This is a genomic window from Jatrophihabitans sp., assembly GCA_036399055.1.
Classification (GTDB): domain Bacteria; phylum Actinomycetota; class Actinomycetes; order Mycobacteriales; family Jatrophihabitantaceae; genus Jatrophihabitans_A.
In genome coordinates this window covers 346,862-368,510 of the sequence record DASWNX010000029.1, presented here as the reverse complement: position 1 = coordinate 368,510, position 21,649 = coordinate 346,862, and the positions used below count along the sequence as shown (strand labels likewise).

The following is a 21,649-nucleotide window of genomic DNA, read 5'->3' as shown; positions in this document are numbered from 1 at the left end:
CCGCGTCGGCATTTGACAGACTGAGGCCATGCTGCGCACCGAGGCCGTCGTCGACCTGGCCGCCATCGCCGCCAATGTGGCCACCCTGAAGTCCAACACCGCCGCCGAGGTGATGGCGGTGGTCAAGGCCGACGGGTACGGCCACGGCATGATCGCCTCGGCGCGGGCCGCGTTGGTCGGCGGCGCCAGCTGGCTGGGAGTGGCGATGCTGGACGAGGCATTGGCGCTGCGCGCGGCCGGCATCGCCGAACCGGTGCTTGCCTGGTTGTGGACCCCTCGTGAGACCCAGGCGCTGCGCGACGCGCTGGCCGCCGGAGTGGACATCTCGGTGTCCTCGCAGCAGGCCCTGGACCTGGTGGTGATGACCGCCGCCGAGCTGGGCAGCGCCGCCCGGGTGCACCTCAAGATCGACACCGGCCTGTCCCGTAACGGCGTCACCGCCGCGGACTGGCCACAGCTGCTGGACGCCACCGCCAAGGCCGCGGCCACCGGCGTGATCGAGACCATCGGCATCTGGAGCCACTTCGCCTACGCCGACTCGCCCGGCCACCCGACCATCGCCCGCCAGATCGAGCGGTTCGGCGCCGCGCTGGACACCGCTCGCGGCTACGGGGTGACGCCCCAGGTGCGCCATCTGGCCAACTCGGCCGGCACGGTGACGCTGCCGCAGTGCCACTTCGACCTGGTGCGGCCGGGGGTGGCGGTCTACGGGCTGTCACCGGTTCCGGAGAAGGGCGACTTCGGGTTGACGCCGGCGATGACACTGCGCACCTCAATCGCCAACGTCAAGCGGGTTCCAGCAGGCGAGGGGGTCAGCTACGGCCATCAGCACGTCACCGAGCGCGAGACGACGCTGGCGCTGATTCCGATGGGTTACGCCGACGGCGTGCCGCGGGCCGCCACCAACATCGGCCCGGTCGCGATCGGCGGCAACCGCCACACCGTCAGCGGCCGGGTCTGCATGGACCAGTTCGTGGTCGACCTCGGTGACGAGGAGGCCAACGCCGGCGACGAGGTGGTGCTGTTCGGCCCCGGCGACGACGGGGAGCCGACCGCGCAGGACTGGGCCGACGCGCTGGACACCATCCATTACGAGATCGTCACCCGGATCGGCGCACGGGTCCCGCGCAGCTACATCGGCGGGGCGCTCTGATGCGGGTGAGCAGGATTCCGGCGATCGTCGGTGGCGGCCTCGGCGTGCTCACCGCCGTCGCGGCGGCTGCCGTGGCCCAGCAACGCCGGACTGCGGCTCGCGAGCGCAGCCGGATCGAGGTCGGCTCAGCCGAGCTGCTCTGCGCTCCCGGAGTCCGGGACGAGGGCCTGGTGCTCACCGACGACGGGGTGGAGCTGCACTACGAAGAGGTCGGCGGCGGCGCGGGGGACGCCGGCCTGACGGTGCTGTTCGTGCACGGCTACACCCTCAACCTGGGCTCGTTCGTCTTTCAGCGGCGGGCGCTGACCGAGGCGTTCGGCGACAGCGTCCGGCAGGTGTTCTACGACCAGCGCTCACACGGCCGCTCGGCGCGTGCGCCGTCGCAGTCCTGCACCATCGAGCAGCTCGGGCATGACCTGCACAGCGTGATCGACCAGCTCATCCCGGCCGGCCCGATCGTCCTGGTCGGCCACTCGATGGGCGGCATGACGGTCATGGCGCTGGCCCACCAGCATCCCGAGCTCTTCAGGGCCACCGAGTCCGGGCCCGCCCGGGTCCAGGCGGTGGTGCTGGTCAACACCTCCTCCGGCGAGCTGAAGAACCTGACGCTGGGACTGCCCAGCGTGCTGGCCCGGCTCAACGCCCCGGTGCTGCCGATCGTGCTGCGCCGGGCCGCCAAGAACGCCGCGCTGGTCGAACAGGCCCGGACGATGGGCCGCGATCTGGCGTGGGCGATGACCAAGCGGCTGAGCTTCGCGGCCAAGGACGTCGACCCGGCCGTGGTGGCGTACTGCACCACGATGATCTCGGCGACCCCGGTCGACGTGGTCGCCGACTTCTACCCCACCTTGATGGCGCACGACGGCCGGCTTGGCCTGCGCAATCTCAAGGGCTCCCCGGTGCTGGTGATCGGCTCCGACTCCGACGCGATGACGCCGCTGGAGCATTCCCAGGCGATCGCCCGCGAGTTGCCCGAGGCGCGGCTGATCGTCACCGAGAACTCCGGTCACCTGCTGATGCTCGAGCATCCCGAGCTGGTCAACCAACCGCTGCTCGACATCGTGGAGACGGCGCTGGCCGGCGTGCCCGGCGTCGACCAGGCGGTCAGCGCCTGATGGTCTCGCTGCCGGCAGTGTCGTTGCCGAGCCCGGCGGACACCTTCGACTTCGGCCGCCGGCTGGCGCGACTGCTGCGCCCGGGCGACCTGCTGGTGCTGACCGGGCCGCTGGGCGCCGGCAAGACGGCGCTGGCGCAGGGCATCGGCGCCGGGCTGGAGGTGCCCGGCCGGGTGGTGTCACCGACCTTCGTGATCGCCCGGGTGCATCTGGGCGGCCGGATCCCGCTGGTGCACGTCGACGCCTACCGGCTCGGCTCGCTGGCCGAGGTGGACGATCTGGACCTCGACGTCGAGCTGGCCGACTCGGTGACGGTGGTCGAGTGGGGCGCCGGCCTGGTCGAGCAGCTCACCGAGGCCCGGCTGCGGATCGAGATCAGCCGGCAGCCGGACTCCGAAGCGCGGGAGGTGCGGTTGATTCCCGAAGGCGGGGACTGGGCCGCCCGGCTGGCCACGCTGCAGGCCAGCGGCGAGCCGACCGCGCACTAGGCCGGCCTGCTCGCGCACTAGGGTGGTGCGGGTGTTGGCCCTGGTTCTGGACACCTCGTCCGCGGCGGTGACCGCCGGCCTCGTGCGGTTCGGCGAGCCGGACGAGCTCGGCGCTGCCCCGGCGGTGCTGGCCCAGCGGGTGACGGTGGACGCCCGGGCGCACGCCGAGCTGCTCACTCCGGCGCTCAAGGACTGCCTGGCCGAAGCCGGCGTGCCGATCGGGGAGCTGGCAGCGGTCGTCGCCGGTCTGGGCCCTGGCCCGTTCACCGGCCTGCGGGTCGGCCTGATGACCGCCGCCGCCCTGGCCGACGCCACCGGCCTGCCCAGTTACGGCGTCTGCTCGCTGGACGCGATCGCCGCCGCCCATCCTGAGCAGCCGAGCCTGCTGGTGGCCGGGGACGCCCGCCGCAAGGAGGTCTACTGGGCGCGGTACCGGCACGGCGCCCGGATCGGTGAGCCGGCCGTCTGCAAGCCCGCCGAGCTGGCCGGCGAGCGGGAGGGCGGGCCTGCCGCGATGGCCGGGGCCGGCGCCCGCCTGTACGCCGATCTGCTGGGGTTGCCGCTACTGGACGCCGACTACCCGACCATCGGCGGGTTGGCGGCTTGCGCGGCCGATCGGGTGCTGAGCCGGGCGCCCAGCGAGGTGTTGACACCGCTGTACCTGCGCCGCCCCGACGCGGTGGCGCCGGCCGCCCGTAAGCCGGTGCGCACATGAGCGAGGATCGCAGCGAGCGCCAGCGAGCGAGGACCGCAGCGAATGGGTGCGATGAGCGCTCGCGCGAAGAGCAGGTGAGAGCATGAGCGAGCCGGTGACCGCGGGGCAGTCCTTGGCCGAGCGGCCGGACGTCCGGTTGCGGCCGATGCGCTCGGCCGACCTGGACGTCCTGATGCTGTTCGAGCAGCAGATGTTCGGCCCGGAGGCCTGGTCGCGGCAGAGCTATCTGGAGGAGCTGGCCGACACCGAGCTGCGTTACTACATCGTCGCCGAGAAGGTGGACGCCCAGACCGGCGAGGGTGAGCTGCTGGGCACCGGGGGGTTGATGACGATCGGTGAGACCGCGCAGATCCTCACCGTCGGGGTGCTGCCGAGCGCCCGGCGCAACGGGGTGGGCCGGCTGCTGGTCCGGGCGCTGCTCGCCGAGGCGCGCCGTCGCCGCGCCGAGGAGGTGCTGCTGGAGGTCCGTGAGGACAACCAGGCCGCGCGGCGGCTGTACGCAGGCGAGGGCTTCACCGTGCTCGGCCTCCGGCGCGGCTACTACGAGCAGGGCAGGGTCGACGCGGTCACCATGCGCCACCCGATTCAGCGTTCCCCGCTGCGCCAGCGCGATGAGGGGCCGGTGCGATGAGCGCCGACCAGCCGCTGGTGCTCGGCATAGAGACCTCCTGTGACGAGACCGGTGTCGGCATCGTCCGCGGAACCGAGCTGCTGGCTGACGCGGTCGCCTCCAGCGTCGCCGAGCACGCCCGCTTCGGCGGGGTGGTGCCCGAGGTCGCCAGCCGGGCACATCTGCAGGCGATGGTTCCCACCGTGCACCGGGCCTGCGCCGAGGCAGGGGTGGCGCTCAGCGACATCGACGCCATCGCCGTCACCGCCGGTCCAGGGTTGGCCGGCGCGCTGCTGGTCGGAGTGGCGGCGGCCAAGGCCTACGCGCTGGCCCTGGACAAGCCGCTGTACGCGGTGAACCACCTGTCGGCGCACGTCGCGGTGGACCTGTTGGACAACGGCCCGCTGGATCAGGCATGCATCGCGCTGCTGGTCTCCGGCGGGCACTCCTCGATCCTGCGGGTGCCCCGAGTCGGGGGGCAGGAGCTGACTGAGCTCGGCGCCACCCTCGATGACGCGGCCGGCGAGGCGTTCGACAAGGTCGCCCGGCTGCTCGGCCTGGGCTTTCCCGGCGGGCCGCTGATCGACCGGGCCGCCCGGGACGGTGACCGGGACGCCATCGCGTTCCCCCGGGGCATGACCGGGGCGCGCGATGACCCGATGGCATTCTCGTTCTCCGGCTTGAAGACCGCCGTGGCGCGTTGGGTCGAGGCACGAGAACGCGCCGGTGAGCCGGTGCCGGTGGCCGACGTGGCGGCAAGTTTTCAGGAGGCGGTGGTGGACGTGCTGAGCGCCAAGGCGGTGCGCGCGGCCACCGAGTCCGGCATCGAGCACCTGTTGCTAGGGGGCGGGGTGGCGGCCAATTCACGGTTGCGGGAGCTGACCGCCCAGCGCTGCGAGCGCGCCGGGCTGCGGTTGCGGGTGCCCCGGCCCGGGCTCTGCACCGACAACGGCGCGATGGTGGCGGCCCTGGGCGCGCAGCTGGTCGCTCACGGCGCCACCCCGAGCCGGCTCGACATTCCCGCCGACTCGTCCATGCCGATCACCGACGTGCTGTCCTGATGGCGCAGCACCCCCGCAAGGCTGCCCCCGAGCCCCGATGACTGTCACCATGTGGGAGGTCCGGGCCGCCGACGGGCAGGTGGAGCAGCTGCTGGCCTGGCTGCTGCCCCGGCTCGGCGGCAGCGCTCAGGTCTATCGCAGCGCCGGCGGTGAGCCGCGGGTGGTGGTGCTGGACCCGACCGGTGAGGTGGGCGACCGGCTGGCCGGCGTGCCGTCGAGCCTGATCGCCCGGCCGCCGCACGCGTGGCAGTTCGATGAGGTCGGCAACGGTTCAGGGGGGTCGGCGCATCTAGCAGGGTGAGGAGGTGGGCATGGATTCGGACGAGCGCTTCACCTCCTTCGTCCGGGAACACACCCAGGCGCTGCTCAAGACCGCCTACCTGCTGACTCGCAACCCGGGCGAGGCCGAGGAGCTGGTGCAGGACACCCTGGTCTGGCTCTACCCGCGCTGGCAGCAGGTGGAGGCCGCCGGCAACCAGCTGGCCTACGTCCGCAAGGCGGCGGTGAACCGGTTCCTGGCGGGCCGGCGCCGGCTGTCCTCGACCGAGGTGCTCTTCGACGCGGCCAGGGAGCGGGCCGCGGACCGGCCGGGGGTCCCAGACCGCACGGCAGAGGTGGACGAGCGGATCGCCCTGTGGTCGCAGTTGGGCGAGCTGTCTGAGCGCCAGCGGGCGGCGCTGGTGCTGCGGTTCTTCCACGACCTGCCCGATGACGAGGTCGCCGAGGTCCTGGACTGCCGGGTGGGCACGGTGCGCAGCCTGATCAGCCGGGCGCTGAGCGCCTTGCGCGCCTCCGGGGATTTCGCTGACGACGCGGTCAGCGCGCGGTATCTGAGGAACGTGACATGAACGCGACAAGCGTGGAGCAATGCCATGACTGACAAGACGTTGACAGACGAGCTGCGCTCGGTGCTGATGTTCCATGCGCTGGAGGCTCCTGAGCCGCACGCGACCCTCGACCGGATCCTGGCCGAGACGGTGGGCCCGGTGACGGCGCTCGGCTTGCCCGACGAGCCGCCGGTCGCGAGCACGGCGCCGAACCGGCGCCGTCGGCTGTCCATCCACCAGCTGGCGGTCGCCGCTGTCATCGCGGTGCTGCTGCTGTCCGTCGCCGGCGTCAACTCCCTCCGCAACCGCGACGCGACCTCGTCAGGCGCCCAGGCGAGTCGGGACCAGGTCGGTCAGGACCGCGCCAGCCAGGTCAGCGAGGGCCAAGCCGGCCAGGGCCAAGCCGGCCAGGGCCAAGCCGGCCAGGACCAAGCCGGCCAGCAGCCGCCCAGCGCCGCGGCCGGGTCGCTGGTCCCCTCGCTGCCCTCGGACACCGCGGCCGCCCAGTCCAGGCCGGCGCAGCCGCCGGCATACGCCGGCAAGGGATTGAACTGCTCCACGATCCCGGGCGGCAAGCTGATGATCGGGCAGTCGGACCACTTTCTGCTGTCGACCGACGTGGAGGGCTACCTCTACGAGTACCTGTGCGTCGGGCCCAACGGTCAGCGGTCGGGCAGCGAGGTGCAGATGTTCCAACTGAGCAGAGGCGCCTGGCGGTACGTGCGGACCCTGGCGCATCCCAGCGATGGCGAGCACTTGGACGCCATGAGCGCCGGAAGGTCGGCGTACATCCAGTTCTCGGTCCACCGGGGTGACGTGCCCGGCGAGATCCGCGCGACGGTGGAGGAGCTGTCGGACCCCCAGACCGGCCGGAGCCAGAGCCAGAGCCCGAGCTGGACCGTGGCCGAGCCGTGCCTGCGCGAGGACCTGGCCGTGACGGTGACCCCGGCGCCCCAGGCCGCCGCGCCGTCCTGGCTGCTGTCGGTGCGCAATCAGGGCCGGACTGATCCGGTCACCGGCAAGCGCACCGAGAGGGCGTGTGCGCTGGAGGGCTTCGCGCAGGTGCGCGCGCAGCGTGACGGCGCCACGCTGGCCACGGCGGCGCCCACTCTGAACGGGCCGGCCGGCGGGGTCCGCAAGCAGAGCACCCCGCCGATCATCGTTCTCAGCCCGGACGCCACCGCCTCGGCGGTCATCGAGCAGAGCACCCAGGCCTCCGGCGCCTGCCTGCGCTCGGACCGGCTGGCCGTGACGCTGCCCAATGGGGTGTCCCTGGGCCAGGTGCAGGCTCAGCTGCCCGGTTGCGCGCTGGTCGTCCATCCGCTGGTCGGCAATGCCACCGGCTCGGGCTGAGCGCCAGTCACCGCGGGACGGGCTCGGCCAGGATCGCCAGGTGCTGCTCGCCCACCCGTGCCAGCAGCACCGTGATCGAGTTCGGCCCGGACGGTTTGAGCTGGCGGCGCAGCGCCGCCGGGTCGATGTCGACGCCGCGTTTCTTGATCTCGACCACGCCGACGCCGCGCCGGGCCAGTTCGGCCCGCAACCGCTTGAGCGAGTACGGCAGAACCTCGAGCACCCGAAAGCCCCTGGCCAGCCCGGCCGCGGGGGTGCCGGCCACCGCGTCTGCCGACAGGTAGGCCAGCTGCTCCTCGATCCGGCGCCCGCCGGGCAGCAGCGCGGCCAGTTGCCGCACCAGCCCGGCCCTGATCACCGCGCCGTCAGGCTCGTAGAGGTAACTGCCCACCGGCCCGACCCGCGGCTCCGCGGGGTCGGCGTCGGTCAATTGCAGGCCGGCCGGCAGCACCGTGGCCCGGCGCCGGACGCCGGCGGCGGTGAAGCCCGCCGACCACAGCACCGCCTCCTTCACCCCGCCGCCGAAGGACACCCATTCAGCCTCCAGTTCCGGCGGGATCAGGCCATGCCCGATTCCCGGCCCGAGCTTGGCCGCCGCGTGCCGGGCGCCGCTGAGGACTTCGAGGACGAACGCGAAGCTGGGGGAGTACGCGGCGGGATCGAAGGTGCGCCCGCGTGCCCCGCGCCGGGCCGGGTCCAGGAACACCGACTCGGCGCGTGGCCAGTCGGACTGCTCGGCCGACCCGACGATGATCCGCACGGCCTGCCCGGCGGTGTTGGCGCCAGCCAGCGTGGCGGTGGGCCGGTCCCGCTCGACACCCTCGACCCGCAGCCCGGCCCGGGCGAAGGCCAGGGCGTCGGCGCCGATGCCACAGCACAGGTCCAGCACCGAACTCAGCCCCGCACCGGCGAACCGGGCGGCGCGGTGGTCGGCGACCTCGACCCGAGTGGCCTGCTCCAGGCCGTCGCCGGTGAACAGCATGGTCGTGGCGAGGTCGCCGAACTTCACCCGAGCGGCGGCTCGCAAACCGGCCTGGGTCAGCGCCGCGCTGGCCAGTTCCGGCGGCAGCAGCCGGCGCGCGGCGGCGGCCCGGCGCACCGGGTCGGTCTCGCGCACCGACTCGACCAGCGCGATCGCCCGCTCCAGCTCAGCCCTGCCGGCTGGGCCCAGAGACTCACCGGCCTGGCTGCTGGAGTCGGGAGGCACCCGGCAAGTGTGTCCTATCGCCGGCGGACGGCTGTGGGGTGAGGGATGACCCACCCGGTGTTGAGCGCTGGCACTCTCAGAGCTAGAGTGCTAGTCAAGGCACGGCTGACCCCCGCGACGGCAGCCCTGGCCGACATCTGAACACAGACATCTCCATTACCCGTAAGACCCCAGGAGGGGAGCTGAGCGTGACCGCCACCAAGGTCAACATCAAGCCGCTTGAGGACCGCATCGTCGTCCAGGCTCTGGAAGCCGAGACCACCACCGCTTCCGGCATCGTCATTCCCGACACCGCCAAGGAGAAGCCCCAGGAGGGCACCGTCCTCGCGGTCGGCCCCGGCCGCATCGATGACAAGGGCAACCGCATTCCGATCGACGTCTCCGAAGGCGATGTCGTGCTGTACTCCAAGTACGGCGGCACCGAGATCAAGTACGCCGGCCAGGAGTACCTGGTGCTCTCGGCGCGCGACGTTCTCGCTGTCATCGTCAAGTAACACCTGACACCTTCTGAGATGCCCCGGAGCGCGCTGCGCTCCGGGGCGTTCTCGGCTTAGCGATCCCGCGCAGCCCAGCCCGCGCTTGGCGGCGCCGGTGGGCCGCCCCAGGATCCACCTCGCTGCCTCACCGCACGCGAGACCCACAGCACAGAGAGGAACCATTCATGGCGAAGCTCCTCAGCTTCAACGAGGACGCCCGGCGTGCGCTAGAGCGCGGCGTCGACAAACTGGCCAACACCGTCAAGGTCACGCTCGGCCCCCGAGGCCGCAACGTGGTGCTGGACAAGTCCTACGGCGCGCCGCTGATCACCAACGACGGCGTCACCATCGCCCGTGAGATCGAGCTGACCGACCCGTTTGAGAACCTGGGCGCGCAGCTGGTCAAGTCAGTGGCCACCAAGACCAATGACGTCGCCGGCGACGGCACCACCACCGCCACCGTGCTGGCCCAGGCCCTGGTCAACTCAGGTCTGCGCAACATCGCCGCCGGCGCCAGCCCGGGTGGGCTCAAGCGCGGCATCGACGCGGCGGTCGAGGCGGTCTGCACGGCGCTGGACGCCGCTGCCATCCCGGTCGAGGGCGAGCAGGGCATCGCTCACGTCGGCACCATCTCCGCTCAGGACGCCCAGATCGGCGCCCTGATCGGCCAGGCCATGACCAAGGTCGGCAACGACGGTGTGATCACCGTCGAGGAGTCCAACACCCTGGCCACCGAGCTTGAGTTCACCGAGGGCATGCAGTTCGACAAGGGCTACATCTCGCCCTACTTCGTGACCGACCCCGAAGGTCTTCTCGCCTCCTTCGACGACCCGTACCTGCTCATCACCACCCAGAAGATCTCCTCGATCGCCGACCTGCTGCCGGTGCTGGAGAAGGTCATCCAGGCGAACAAGCCGCTGCTGATCCTGGCTGAGGACGTCGACGGCGAGGCGCTGTCCACCCTGGTGGTCAACGCGATCCGCAAGACCTTCTCGGTCGTCGCCGTCAAGGCGCCGTTCTTCGGTGACCGCCGCAAGGCCTTCCTGCAGGACCTGGCCATCGTCACCGGCGCCCAGGTCATCTCACCGGAGGTCGGGCTCAAGCTCGACCAGATCGGCCTGGAAGACCTCGGCTCAGCCGGCCGGGTGGTGGTCACCAAGGATCTGACCACGATCACCCACGGTGCAGGCAGCCAGGCCGACATCGACGCCCGGATCGCTCAGATCAAGGCCGAGATCGAGTCCACCGACTCCGACTGGGACCGCGAGAAGCTGCAGGAGCGGTTGGCCAAGCTGGCCGGCGGCGTCGGCGTCATCAAGGTCGGCGCCTCCACCGAGGTCGAGCTCAAGGAGAAGAAGCACCGCATCGAGGACGCGATCGCCGCGACCCGCGCCGCGGTGGAGCAGGGCATCATCGCCGGCGGCGGCGCCGCGCTGGTGCACGCGCTGCCGGCTCTGGACGCGCTGGACCTGACTGGCGACGAGGCCACCGGAGTCAACATCGTCCGGGACGCCCTGGTCGAACCGCTGCGCTGGATCGCCAACAACGCCGGCCTTGAGGGCTACGTGGTGGTCAGCAAGGTCCGTGAGCTGAAGGAGAACTTCGGCCTCAACGCCGCGACCGGCGACTACGAGAACCTGCTGGAAGCCGGCATCGTGGACCCCGTCAAGGTCACCAAGGCGGCGCTGGCCAACGCGGCCTCGGTCGCCGGGCTGGTGCTGTCGACCGAAGCCTCCATTGTGGAGAAGCCGTCCGAGCCGGAGCCAGAGGCCGGGCACTCCCACGGCGGTCACTCGCACAGCCACTAGTTCCACACGGCGCCAGTCCGGCGGCGCTCGGCTCTAGCCGGGCAGCCGGAGGTCGCGTCACCGAAGGTCACACCTTGACCGAGGCCACTCCCCGCTCGCATCGTCTGGATGCGAGCGGGGAGTCGGCTTTTCGGGGCCGACTCTCAGCTGGCGTAACTGGCCTGAAGCCGGATCAGCTGGGCGCGTTCCTCGGTGGACTTGCCGCCCCAGACGCCGTAGGGCTCCCGGGTTTGCAGAGCCCAGTTCAGGCACGCCTGGGCCACCGGGCACGCAGCGCACACCTGCTTGGCGGCCCGTTCCCGGCGGGCGCGGGATGGCCCGCGCTCGTTCTCGGGGTGGAAAAACGTCGAGGAGTCAAGGCCTCGGCAGGCGCCTTTCATCTGCCAGTCCCAATCATCCGCACGCGGCGCTGGTAAGCGGGACACATCCGCCATCGTTACCTCCCGAGCCGAATCTGCACTGGCATTAGGTGCCAAGTGCTCGATTAACGACCAGGTCGGGCAAAAGGTGACGCAGAGTAGGCAAGTGGTTGCAGAAAAGTTGAATTGGACGCTGTTATAGACGAAATCGCCCATCTCGGGCGCGTTCACCGAGCCGTAAGCGGGGCTAGGTGGCAGCTAGAAGCCCAGTTGCCTCAGGGTCAGCGGTGTGGGTGGCAGCCGGGAAGCCCAGTTGTCCAGGGTCAGCGGTGTGGGTGGCAGCCGGGAAGCCCAGTTGCCCAGGGGTCAGCCCCCAAGGAGCGACGACGGGCCGCCAGCCCGACGAGCGCTGGCTCAGCTGCGGTGGGCCAGCGCGTCGGTGAACCCGCGCGCGTAGTCCCAGCTGACGTAGGCGTCGGTCAACGGCCGGGCGGCCGGCTCGTGCACGCCGGTGCGGCCGTTGCCCAGCAGGCTGCGCAGGTTGGCCGCCATCAGCGCCCACGAGAAGTAGTGCTGCTCGCCGCAGTCCGCGCAGTCGACCACGATGCCGTGAATCTCATGGGGGCTCAGGGCCGCTTCGAACTCAGTCAGCTCAGCCAGATCGGCGGCGATCTCTTGCAGATCGGTGTCGGTCAGCGGTTCGACCGGGTCTAGATCGTCCAACAGGTTGGACGGATCGTTGGGGTCCCCCAGGAACGGATCTAACGGTCCGCTGTGCGGATCGGAGAACGAATCTCGAGAGGTCACCCGTCAACGGTAACGCTCGTTGGCCGCTCCGTTCCAATTCTGGCCAATTCTTCTTCCGGATTTTTCCCATCCGACCCGCTCAGGCCCGACCCGTCAGCCCTGTGCGGGGACGGGCCGGGCCTGAGCGCCCGGGCGCGACGTGGCGCCTACAGGTCGGCGATCGCGGCCAGCGGCGGTGTCCGCGCCGCCCGGGCGGCAGGCCACAGCGCGGCCAGGACGCCGACCACCGCGGCCAACGCCAGCATCAGCAACGCCTGGCCGACCGGCACCGAGATGTGGTTCAGGCCCTGTTCACGCAGGGTGTGGACGAACAGCGAGCCGAACGTCAGCCCCAGCGCCACCCCGACGATCGCCCCGAACACCGCGATCAGCATCGACTCCAGGTAGATGGTGCGCCGCAGTTGCGGGCGCAGCACGCCGACCGCCCGCAGCATGCCGATCTCGCGGCGGCGCTCCACCACCGACAGCGCCAGGGTGTTGATGATGCCCAGCACCGCGATCACGATGGCCAGCGCCAGCAGCCCGTACAGCACCGCCAGCAGCGCGTTGATCTGGCTGGCGCCCTCGCCCTTGAACTGCTCGCGGTCCTGCACCTGCACCACCACCAGCGGGTCGGTGGCCCGTTCCAGGCCGGCGCGCATCGCCGCGAGGTCGGCGCCCGGCGCCGCCTTGACCAGCACCACCTCGTCCATCACCATCCGGCTCGGGGTCAACTCGCGGTACAGCGCGCCGGAGGCGAGCCAGTTGCCCAGGAGCTGGCTGTCCTCGTAGATGCCGCCGATCCGGGCGGTGACGGTGTTCTGGTCGGCGGTCCGCATCGCCACGGCGCTTCCCACGCCCCAGCCGTTGTCCTCGGCCCACTTCTGAGACACCAGCAGGTCGCGCCCGCTCAGATCGGCGCTGCCCTTCAGCATCCGGACCCGCAGAACCCGCTCCAGCGGGCCGTCCACGCCGGTGCCGTACTCGGTGCGGCCGTCGATCTTCACCTGCGCGAAATGCAGTCGCACCGTGGCGGCCACCCCGCTGACCTTGGCCACCGCGGGGGCGGCTGCCACCGGCACGCCGATCGCGTCCGGCCCGGTGAGGATGTAGTCGGCGGTGACGTCGTTGTCGACCAGGCCGTTGATGCTCTTCTTGGCCGAGGCGCCGAACACCGCGATGGTGGTCACCAGCATCAGGCCCAGGGTCAGGGCGAAGGCGGTCGCCGCGGTCCGCCGGGGATTGCGCACCGCGTTGGTCCGGGCCAGCCGGCCGACCGTGCCGAAGACCGGCCCCAGGCCGGCGCCGATCACGGCGATCACCGGTCTGGACAGCGCCGGCGCCCCGAGCAGCACTCCGAGGATCAGGCCGAGCGCGCCCAGCCCGATCAGGCCCGCCGCCCTGCCGCCGGGCTCGGCGACGGCGCCGGCCACCAGGCCCAGCACTCCGAGCAGCCCGGCCCCCGCCCCGATCGCGGTGCGCCGGCGCAGCGAGGTCCCGGTCGAGGCGAACTCCTCGCGCATCGCCGCCACCGGAGCGATCTTGGCGGCGCGCCGCGCGGGGGAGTAGGCGCTGAACATCGTCACGCCGATGCCGATGGCCAGCGCGATGAGCACGGTGCGCGGCTGCAGCTGCAGCGGACCGCTGGGCAGCCCGACGTCGAAGCTGTTGAGCAGCGCCCGCAGGCCGTAGGCCAGGCCCACGCCGCCGGCGATGCCGAGCACGCTGCCGACCAGCCCGACCAGGCTGGCCTCCAGCAGCACCGAGCGGCTCACCTGGCGTCGGCTGGCGCCGATCGCCCGCAACAGCGCCAGCTCGCGCAGCCGCTGCGCCACCAGCATCGAGAACGTGTTGTAGATGATGAAGGTGCCGACCAGCAGCGCGATCGCGCCGAAGGCGAGCAGGAAGTAGTTGATGAACTGCAGGGCGTTGCTGATGTCGGCCTTGACGTCGCGGCGGACCTCGTCGCCGGTCTTGGCCTTGAGCTGCGGCAGCGCCTGGGCGACCCGGTCGCGCAGCTCCCCCTGCGAGACCCCGTCGCCTGCCACGTCGACGTAGCCGACGTGCTTGCCGTCGGTGAACAGCCGCAACGCCTGCGCTTGAGTGAACAGGGCGCCGATGTAGCCGCCGGTCTCGGTCTCGGTCTCATAGATGCCGGTCAGCGTCACGTCAAGGATGCCTTGGGAGGGAACCAGCACCTTGGTGCGCGAGCCGATGTCCAGCTTGCCCAGCCTGGCGGCGCCGGGGTTGAGGGCGATCTGGCCGGACCGGGCCGGCGGCGCTCCGGCCTTGAACCTGAACTGCTCGCCGATCTGCTGGTCCGGCGGCAGGTAGGACAGTCCCAGGCTCGGCGCGCCGCCGCCCTTGACGGCCTTGCCGTCCGAGCCGAGCAACACGATCTGACCGGTGATGCCGGGCTGGACGGCCTGAACGCCGGGCACCGCTCGCAGCCGGTCCAGATCGGCCAGCGGAACGCCGCTGCCATTGTCGTCCTGTCCCGAGACGCGGACGTCCACGCCGGTGGCGACGTCTTCGAAGATGCCGTCGAAGGTGCGCTGCAGGGTGTCGGTGAACACGAAGGAGCCGGCCACGAAGGCGGTGCCGAGCACCACCGAGAGCACGGTGAGGGCGAGCCGGACCTTGTGCGCGGCCAGGTTGCGCAGCGACACCTTGCGCATCGCCGAGCCGGGCTTGGCTGCTGGGACGGCGCGTGGGGCGCCGCTGGGGCCGGACGCGCCGGGCTTGGCCAGGGTGCTTGACGGGGTCGCCATCTCAGACCTGCTCGAGGTTCTTCATGCGGTCCAGCACCGAGTCGGCGGTGGGCGCGCGCATCTCGTCGACGATCTGGCCGTCGGCCAGAAAGACCACCCGGTCGGCGTAGCTGGCCGCCCGCGGGTCATGGGTGACGATCACGACGGTCTGGCCGAGCCGGCTGACCGAGCTGCGCAGGATGCCCATCACCTCGCCGGAGGACCGGGAGTCGAGGTTGCCGGTCGGCTCGTCGCCGAAGATGATCTCCGGACGGCCGGCCAGCGCCCGGGCGCAGGCCACCCGTTGCTGCTGGCCGCCGGACAGCTCCGAGGGCCGGTGGCCGAGCCGGTCGCCCAGGCCCAGGGTGTCGATGACCGAGGTCAGCCAGGCCTGGTCCTCGGCGTCGCGGCGCCTGCCGGCGATGTCCATCGGCAGCGTGATGTTCTCCAGCGCGGTCAACGTCGGCACCAGGTTGAAGGCCTGGAAGACGAAGCCGACCCGGTCCCGCCGGAGCTGGGTCATCTTCTTGTCCGACAGGCCGGTCAGCTCGGTGTCGCCGATCCGCACCGAGCCCGAGCTGGCCGTGTCCAATCCGGCCAGGCAGTGCATCAGGGTGGACTTGCCCGAGCCCGAGGGGCCCATGATCGCGGTGAACTCACCGCGGGCGAAATCCGCCGAGACGGCGTTCAGCGCGCGAACCTGGGTGTCGCCGCTGCCGTAGATCTTGCTGAGCTCGATTGCCTGGGCGGCGATGCCGCGCTGCTGGCCGCCGGCGTTCGGGACGCTGGCGGCTGGGGTGCTGACGGCTGGGGTGCTGACGGGCGAGTTCATGACAGGCCTTTCGATGATGTCCGGCCGCCGTGCTTGCGGGTCGGATGTTGCCGTGACGCAAGGTGCACACTTCCGGATGCGCCGGGGCTGAGGCAGTGGGGGAAACCCTGAATCAGCCCTGAGGTTTTGCTCACCTGCCGGCTGCTGAACCCGGGGTCGGAGCTCAACCGCCCCTAGGATGGGTTACCGGCATCGAGGAGTTCGCGTGAACACCAACCACTCGCCAGACCCTGAGACCAACGCACTCGCCGAGCACGGCGCTGTTCCCGAATACAGCCTGCCCGATCAGGCCGGGGGCGTGCCAGCGAAATTCGCCAACCTGGGCCTGACCTTCGATGACGTGCTGCTGTTGCCCGGCCCGACCGACGTGATCCCGAGCGAGGTCGACACCTCGGCGCGGCTGTCGCGCAACATCACGTTGCAGCTGCCGTTGGTGTCGGCTGCGATGGACACCGTCACCGAGTCTCGGCTGGCGATCGCGATGGCCCGCCAGGGCGGCATCGGCATCTTGCATCGCAACCTCTCGATCGAGGAGCAGGCCCAGCAGGCGGACCTGGTCAAGCGGTCCGAGGCCGGCATGGTCACCCACCCGGTGACCACCTCGCCGACGGCGACACTGGCCGAGGTCGACGCCCTGTGCGGGCGCTACCGCATCTCGGGCCTGCCGGTGGTCGACCGCGACGGCCTGCTGGTGGGCATCATCACCAACCGGGACCTGCGCTTTGAGACCGACTTCTCGCGCCAGGTCCGTGAGGTCATGACTCCGATGCCGCTGGTGACCGCCCAGGTCGGCGTGCACAAGGACGTGGCGCTGGGCCTGCTGGCCAAGCACAAGATCGAGAAGCTGCCGCTGATCGACGCCGCCGGCCGGCTGCAGGGCCTGATCACCGTCAAGGACTTCACCAAGAGCGAGCAATTTCCGCTGGCCACCAAGGACGCCTCCGGGCGGCTGCGGGTCGGTGCGGCGGTCGGGTTCTTCGACGACGCCTGGAAGCGGGCCATGGCCCTGGTCGAGGCGGGGGTGGACGTCCTGATCGTCGACACCGCCAATGGGCATGCCTCGGGCGTCACCGAGATGATCCGGCGGCTGAAGCAGGAGCCCTCGGCCGACCACGTCGACATCGTCGGTGGCAACGTCGCGACCCGGGCCGGCGCGCAGGCGCTGGTGGACGCCGGGGCCGACGGGGTCAAGGTCGGTGTCGGCCCCGGCTCTATCTGCACCACCCGGGTGGTCGCCGGAGTCGGCGTTCCGCAGGTGAGCGCGATCTACGAGGCGGCGCTGGCCTGTAAGCCCGCGGGGGTGCCGGTGATCGGCGACGGCGGGCTGCAGTACTCCGGTGACATCGCCAAGGCCCTGGCCGCCGGCGCCGACACGGTGATGCTCGGCTCGCTGCTGGCCGGCTGCGAGGAGTCGCCCGGCGAGCTGGTGTTCATCAACGGCAAGCAGTTCAAGTCCTACCGGGGAATGGGGTCCCTCGGCGCCATGCAGACCCGGGGGCGGGGCAAGTCCTACTCCAAGGACCGGTACTTCCAGGGCGACGTGACCGACAACGACAAGCTGATCCCCGAGGGCATCGAGGGCCAGGTGCCCTACCGCGGCCCGCTCGCGGCGGTGGCCTACCAGCTCGTCGGCGGGCTGCGGCAGTCGATGTTCTACGTGGGCGCGCACACGATCGAGGAGTTGCAGCGCAACGCGCAGTTCGTTCGCATCACCGCCGCCGGGCTGAAGGAATCGCACCCGCACGACATCCGGATGACGGTCGAGGCGCCGAACTACAGCTCGCGCTGACGGCCAGCGCCGGCTGGCCCGCGGGTTCGTGCCGGGCCGGCTCGACGCCGGGGGCCAAGCCGCTCAGCGGCGCCGCATGCCTGCCTGCCCGGCCACGTGAGGTCAGCTGACGCAGGAGGCGTTCCCACGGTCGGCCCGGTCGCTGCCGGGGCGTGAAGTGAGCAGAATTCGCTCACTGGGCGGGCTGCTCGCGCCGGTACATTCGGGCTATGACCGGCTGGCCCGCCGATTTCCGGTGGAGGGGACGAACGACCCGCCGAGGACTGGAGCTGTCGACGGCGGACGCCTTCAGGGAGAGGGAAGCTAGATGAGTGACCGTGGCGAAGCTGGCGGCGGCCGCATGGCCTCCACCGCGACCGGCGCGCCGGCCAGCGCGACGAAGGCAGGTTTCCCCCTTGTCTTCGCGGTGTTGGCGGCCGGCGTGGTCATGTCGAACCTCGACGTGTTCATCGTCAACGTGGCATTGCCAGATATCGGGGCGCACTTCGACGGGGCCTCACTGGCCTCGCTGTCCTGGATTCTCAATGGTTACGCGGTGGTGTTCGGCGCCGGGTTGGTGCCGGCCGGCCGGCTCGCCGACCGGACCAGCCCGCGCAACGCCTACCTGCTCGGCGTCACCGTGTTCACCCTCGCCTCCGTGCTGTGCGCTCTGGCGCCGTCGGTGTGGACGCTGATCGCGGCCCGGTTGCTGCAGGCGGTCGGCGCGGCGACTCTGCTGCCCGCCTCGCTCGGACTCCTGCTTGCCGCGGCGCCGCCGGAGCGCCGGGTGCCCGCAGTGCGGCTGTGGAGCGCGATCAGCGGCCTGGCCGCCGCTCTGGGCCCGGTCGTCGGTGGCCTGCTCACCCAGCTGGACTGGCGCTGGGTGTTCCTGATCAACGTCCCCATCGGGATCGGCGCGGTGCTGGTGGGGCTGCGCGCGCTGCCGAACGCCGCGCCCCGCCCTGCCGCTGACCGGCTGGACCTGACCGGCGCGGCGCTGCTCACCCTCGGCGTCGCGGTGCTGTCGGTCGGGGTGGTGCGGAGCTCGGACTGGGGCTGGACCTCGGGCCGCACGCTCGGGTCGCTGGCGGCGGCGCTCGTGCTGCTGGCGTGGTTGGCCTACCGTTCGGCCCGCCATCCCTCGCCGATCCTGCCGCTGCCGTTGTTGCGGATTCCGGCGGTCGGCAGTTCGACCTCGGCCAACTTCTTGTTCGCGGTGGCGTTCGCGGCGATGCTGTTGGCGGCGGTGTTGTGGTGCCAGCAGGTCTGGCATTGGACGCCGCTGCGGACCGGCCTGGCGATCGCTCCCGGCCCGCTGATGGTGCCGGTGCTCGCGGTCGCCCTTGGCCCGGTCGCCCGCCGCATCGGCGCCGGCCGGGTGGCCATGGGCGGCTGCGTGTTCTTTCTGGCGGGCCTGCTGTGGTGGACGGCCCGGTTGTCCGTCGAGCCGGCGTACCTGACCACGATGCTGCCCGGCATCCTGCTGACCGGCGTCGGGGTCGGGCTCACCCTGCCGACCTTGATCAGCGCAGCGGTCGCGCCGCTGCCGCCGCAGAGCTTCTCCACGGGGTCGGCGGTGGTGACCATGGCCCGGCAGTTGGGTTCGGTCCTCGGGGTGGCCATGCTGGTCGCAGTGCTGGGCGGCGCCCGCCAGCTCTCGGCAGCCGCCGACTTCGACCGCGCCTGGCTGATGATTGCCGCAGTGACCGTGCTGGCCGGCGGCAGTTGCCTGCTCATCCCTCACCGCGGGGACTGACGGGCGATCCCGGCGTGCCCGGCCGAGGCTTGGCTGATCGCCGACGCTTTGGCTGGTCGGCGGCTTTGCTGGTCGGCGGCTTTGGCTGGTCGGCGGCTTTGGCTGGTCGGCGACAATGCGGCGATGGACTTTTCGATGCCCGAGCTGGACTCCGCGACCGCGGCGCTGCTGCCGGCCGAGACGGCCGGACCGCCCTGGCGCTGCCGGTGCGACGCCGTCGTATGGCTGAGCCGGCGGCGACGCGCCGGGCTTGCCTGCCTCGGCGCGCTGATCGCCTACCGGGTGACGCCGGTCGGGCAGTAACGCGAGGTGCAGGCGCTGATCGCCCTGCCCCGTCTGCCGAAATCGATTCGTGAGCTGGTGCCGGCGCTGAGCGTCGCGTTCATCGCGGTCGACTCGCCGGCCAGCATCGCTGGCGGCGGCGGAACTGGGCGCTGCCGAAGGAGCCCGCGCGTTTCACCGGCGACCCTGGCCAGCACGCGATGAGGGCCACCGGTCCCGGTTGGTCGGTCACCGCCCAGGCGCGGCCGCTCGGGCCGCGGCTGCCGGCGCGGTTCACCGGCCGCCTGATCCAGCCCTGGCCGGATGGCGCGGCTCGCCAGGCTGCCTGCTTCGGCCGGGCGCGCCTGCGGCTGGCCGCCGTCCGGGTGGGCGTCGAGGGACGGCCGGCGCGCTGGCTGCGGCCGGGCAGCCACCTGGGGTTCCTTGTCACCGACGCCGACTTCACCCTGGCACCGCCGCGCCGCTGACTCGCTGACTCGCTGGGGAGGCCTCAGCGACTGGCTGTGAATGCGGCGTTGCCCGCGGTCCCACCGAGCGGGGGTGCGAAGCCGGGAACTCCCGCGACATAGCAGGTGCAAGGAGTCAACGAGCGCGCTCAGCCCTGCCCGGGTCATCCGGGTCATCCGGGTCAGTAGCCAGCGGGGCGGTGCATCCCGACCTGGCGCGCATCCTCAGCTGACCATTCAGCCTCGTCACGGCCGGATGCTGCGTTGCGGTCGTTGCTCCGGGTCGATCCAGGCCGGCGGGGTGAACCAGGGCAGGTAAGTCGCGCATGGTGATGCGCCAGCCGCCGGTGTCGACGCGGTCGTAGTGGTAGTTGCAGAGCAGGGTGAGGTTGTCCATTGATCGTTAAGCTGCCCCCTAGTGACGGCAGTGCGAGCAGCCGCGATCTACGCCCGGATCTCTAGCGACCAGGATGGTCGCGGGTTTGGCGTGCAGCGCCAGGTCGAGGACTGCCGCAAGCTTGCCAGCGAGCGCGGCTGGGTCGTGGCTGAGGAGTACGTGGACAACGATGTGTCTGCCTACTCGGGCAAAACTCGGCCCGCGTACCGGCGGCTGCTGGCTGATCTGGCTGCGGGTGAGCGGGACGCGGTGCTCGTCTACAACCTCGACCGGCTGCACCGACAGCCGGCCGAGCTTGAGGACTTCGTGACGCTGTGCGAGAAGGCCGGCGTCACGAACGTGGCGACAGTGACCGCCGACATCGACCTGGGCAATGACGACGGATTGTTCATGGCGCGGATGTTCGCGGCGTTCGCGGCGAAGGAGTCCGGCCGGCGCTCGGCTCGGGTGCGGCGCAAGATGCAGGCCAACGCCGCCGCCGGTCTGCCGCATGGCGGGTCGCTTCGCCCGTTCGGGTATGACGAAACCCGGATGGTTGTGATTGACAGCGAGGCCGCGATCGTCGGCCAGTTGGCTGACCGGTTCCTGGCCGGGGAGTCGCTACGGTCACTGGCTGCCTGGCTGGAGGAAAGCGAGGTGTCCACGGTGGCCGGCAAACCGTGGCGCACCACCACCCTGAAATCGGTGCTGTCCTCTGGCCGGATCGCCGGCCTACGTGAGCACCAAGGCGTCATCGTGGGGCCGGCGGCGTGGCCGGGCATCATCAGCGAGGAGCAGCACCGGCGCATCCGGGCGTTGATGCAGCAGAAGGCGGTGTCAGGCCGCCGGTCAGCTCGACGGTATGCCTTGTCGGGTTTGCTGCGGTGCGGTAAGTGCGGCAACCGCTCTATTCCGCCGCCCGGGGCGATCGCCGCCGTTACGTGTGCTTGTCCGGGCCGGATCACGGCGGCTGCGGCAGGTTGACGGTGGTCGCTGAGCCGGTCGAGGAGCTGATCGCCAAGGCGGTGCTGTTCCGGCTCGATACCCCCGAGCTTGCCAACGCGCTGGCCGGACGGACCGCGCAGGACGAGGCTCTGGCCGAGGTAGCTACCCAGCTCGGCCAGGACAGGGAGCAGCTGGACGAACTCGCAGACGCCTACGCCGCCCGGTCGATCACCATGCGGGAATGGCTGGCCGCCCGCAAGCCCATCGAGGACCGGATCACCCGCGCAGAACGACGGTTGGCCCGCGCGAACGATACCGACGCGTTGCCGTCGCTGATCGGCAACGGCCAGGCGCTAGGCCGAGCGTGGGACTCGCTCAACCTCGACCGTCAGACGGCGATCATCACCGCTCTGTTGGACCACGCCGTAATCGGCCCCGGCCAGCCCGGCGCCCGCACCTTGGACCCGACACGGGTGCGACCGGTTTGGAAGCTGTAAGCCGCCACCACGGTCAGCGGTCACGGCGGCGCGAGGCGC

General features: G+C 71.2%; 23 protein-coding genes. 17 read left to right on the top strand and 6 right to left on the bottom strand.

Annotated elements, in window-relative coordinates:
• Positions 1-28 precede the first annotated feature (28 nt).
• The 9 genes from alr (at position 29) to VGB75_12800 (ending at position 7,322) form a co-directional block, all read left to right on the top strand.
• Positions 29-1,153 (top strand): alanine racemase, encoded by a 1,125-nt coding sequence (gene alr / locus VGB75_12840; protein HEY0167920.1) that lies wholly within the window; start codon positions 29-31, stop codon positions 1,151-1,153.
• Complete coding sequence (locus VGB75_12835) at positions 1,153-2,268, top strand: alpha/beta hydrolase (GenBank protein HEY0167919.1); 1,116 nt, start codon at positions 1,153-1,155, stop codon at positions 2,266-2,268. The genes alr and VGB75_12835 overlap by 1 nt, the downstream gene beginning before the upstream one ends.
• On the top strand, positions 2,268-2,756 hold the full coding sequence (gene tsaE / locus VGB75_12830) for a tRNA (adenosine(37)-N6)-threonylcarbamoyltransferase complex ATPase subunit type 1 TsaE (protein HEY0167918.1): 489 nt from the start codon (positions 2,268-2,270) through the stop codon (positions 2,754-2,756). Before VGB75_12835 ends, tsaE begins: the two co-directional genes overlap by 1 nt.
• A gap of 31 nt (positions 2,757-2,787) precedes the next feature.
• Positions 2,788-3,471: a tRNA (adenosine(37)-N6)-threonylcarbamoyltransferase complex dimerization subunit type 1 TsaB gene (gene tsaB, locus VGB75_12825; protein HEY0167917.1), complete on the top strand. Its 684-nt coding sequence runs from the start codon at positions 2,788-2,790 to the stop codon at positions 3,469-3,471.
• 82 nt (positions 3,472-3,553) lie between these two features.
• Positions 3,554-4,102, top strand: coding sequence for a ribosomal protein S18-alanine N-acetyltransferase (gene rimI / locus VGB75_12820; protein ID HEY0167916.1), 549 nt, complete (start codon positions 3,554-3,556; stop codon positions 4,100-4,102).
• Entirely contained in the window at positions 4,099-5,142 is a 1,044-nt protein-coding gene (gene tsaD / locus VGB75_12815; protein HEY0167915.1) for a tRNA (adenosine(37)-N6)-threonylcarbamoyltransferase complex transferase subunit TsaD, read from the top strand. Before rimI ends, tsaD begins: the two co-directional genes overlap by 4 nt.
• 37 nt (positions 5,143-5,179) lie before the next feature.
• Positions 5,180-5,443 (top strand): hypothetical protein, encoded by a 264-nt coding sequence (locus VGB75_12810; GenBank protein HEY0167914.1) that lies wholly within the window; start codon positions 5,180-5,182, stop codon positions 5,441-5,443.
• Between the two features lie 10 nt (positions 5,444-5,453).
• Positions 5,454-5,990, top strand: a complete 537-nt coding sequence (locus tag VGB75_12805) for a SigE family RNA polymerase sigma factor (GenBank protein HEY0167913.1) — start codon at positions 5,454-5,456, stop codon at positions 5,988-5,990.
• Between the two features lie 24 nt (positions 5,991-6,014).
• The gene (locus VGB75_12800) at positions 6,015-7,322 is read left to right on the top strand and encodes a hypothetical protein (protein ID HEY0167912.1); all 1,308 of its coding nucleotides are present in this window, start codon (positions 6,015-6,017) and stop codon (positions 7,320-7,322) included.
• 7 nt (positions 7,323-7,329) lie between these two features.
• Here VGB75_12800 and VGB75_12795 read toward each other — a convergent pair whose 3' ends face one another.
• Positions 7,330-8,529, bottom strand: coding sequence for a hypothetical protein (locus VGB75_12795; protein ID HEY0167911.1), 1,200 nt, complete (start codon positions 8,527-8,529; stop codon positions 7,330-7,332).
• A gap of 182 nt (positions 8,530-8,711) precedes the next feature.
• Here VGB75_12795 and groES point away from each other — a divergent pair, with 182 nt between their 5' ends.
• Together groES and groL are read left to right on the top strand one after the other, a co-directional pair.
• Positions 8,712-9,023 carry a co-chaperone GroES gene (groES, locus tag VGB75_12790; GenBank protein HEY0167910.1) on the top strand — a complete coding sequence of 104 codons (312 nt, stop codon included), beginning with the start codon at positions 8,712-8,714 and terminating at the stop codon, positions 9,021-9,023.
• Positions 9,024-9,190: 167 nt separating this feature from the next.
• Positions 9,191-10,813 carry a chaperonin GroEL gene (gene groL / locus VGB75_12785; protein ID HEY0167909.1) on the top strand — a complete coding sequence of 541 codons (1,623 nt, stop codon included), beginning with the start codon at positions 9,191-9,193 and terminating at the stop codon, positions 10,811-10,813.
• A 143-nt stretch (positions 10,814-10,956) separates the two neighbouring features.
• Here groL and VGB75_12780 read toward each other — a convergent pair whose 3' ends face one another.
• From VGB75_12780 to VGB75_12765, 4 genes are all read right to left on the bottom strand, one after another.
• Entirely contained in the window at positions 10,957-11,193 is a 237-nt protein-coding gene (locus VGB75_12780) for a WhiB family transcriptional regulator (GenBank protein ID HEY0167908.1), read from the bottom strand.
• Between the two features lie 393 nt (positions 11,194-11,586).
• Positions 11,587-11,979, bottom strand: coding sequence for a DUF5319 domain-containing protein (locus VGB75_12775; GenBank protein HEY0167907.1), 393 nt, complete (start codon positions 11,977-11,979; stop codon positions 11,587-11,589).
• A gap of 146 nt (positions 11,980-12,125) precedes the next feature.
• A complete protein-coding gene (locus VGB75_12770; protein HEY0167906.1) occupies positions 12,126-14,729 on the bottom strand; it encodes an FtsX-like permease family protein in 2,604 nt (867 codons plus the stop codon).
• A gap of 1 nt (position 14,730) precedes the next feature.
• Positions 14,731-15,540, bottom strand: a complete 810-nt coding sequence (locus VGB75_12765; protein HEY0167905.1) for an ABC transporter ATP-binding protein — start codon at positions 15,538-15,540, stop codon at positions 14,731-14,733.
• Between the two features lie 298 nt (positions 15,541-15,838).
• On the opposite strand from VGB75_12765, the gene guaB reads away from it, so the two are divergent.
• The 4 genes from guaB (at position 15,839) to VGB75_12745 (ending at position 19,813) form a co-directional block, all read left to right on the top strand.
• Positions 15,839-17,329 carry an IMP dehydrogenase gene (gene guaB, locus VGB75_12760; GenBank protein HEY0167904.1) on the top strand — a complete coding sequence of 497 codons (1,491 nt, stop codon included), beginning with the start codon at positions 15,839-15,841 and terminating at the stop codon, positions 17,327-17,329.
• Between the two features lie 307 nt (positions 17,330-17,636).
• Positions 17,637-19,064: an MFS transporter gene (locus VGB75_12755; GenBank protein ID HEY0167903.1), complete on the top strand. Its 1,428-nt coding sequence runs from the start codon at positions 17,637-17,639 to the stop codon at positions 19,062-19,064.
• A 123-nt stretch (positions 19,065-19,187) separates the two neighbouring features.
• Entirely contained in the window at positions 19,188-19,367 is a 180-nt protein-coding gene (locus VGB75_12750; GenBank protein ID HEY0167902.1) for a hypothetical protein, read from the top strand.
• 179 nt (positions 19,368-19,546) lie between these two features.
• Positions 19,547-19,813, top strand: coding sequence for a hypothetical protein (locus VGB75_12745; protein HEY0167901.1), 267 nt, complete (start codon positions 19,547-19,549; stop codon positions 19,811-19,813).
• A gap of 115 nt (positions 19,814-19,928) precedes the next feature.
• Here VGB75_12745 and VGB75_12740 read toward each other — a convergent pair whose 3' ends face one another.
• On the bottom strand, positions 19,929-20,189 hold the full coding sequence (locus tag VGB75_12740) for a hypothetical protein (protein HEY0167900.1): 261 nt from the start codon (positions 20,187-20,189) through the stop codon (positions 19,929-19,931).
• Between the two features lie 21 nt (positions 20,190-20,210).
• Between VGB75_12740 and VGB75_12735 the strand changes: the two genes are divergently transcribed.
• Positions 20,211-21,152, top strand: coding sequence for a recombinase family protein (locus VGB75_12735; GenBank protein HEY0167899.1), 942 nt, complete (start codon positions 20,211-20,213; stop codon positions 21,150-21,152).
• Between the two features lie 2 nt (positions 21,153-21,154).
• The gene (locus VGB75_12730) at positions 21,155-21,610 is read left to right on the top strand and encodes a hypothetical protein (GenBank protein HEY0167898.1); all 456 of its coding nucleotides are present in this window, start codon (positions 21,155-21,157) and stop codon (positions 21,608-21,610) included.
• Positions 21,611-21,649: the final 39 nt, after the last annotated feature.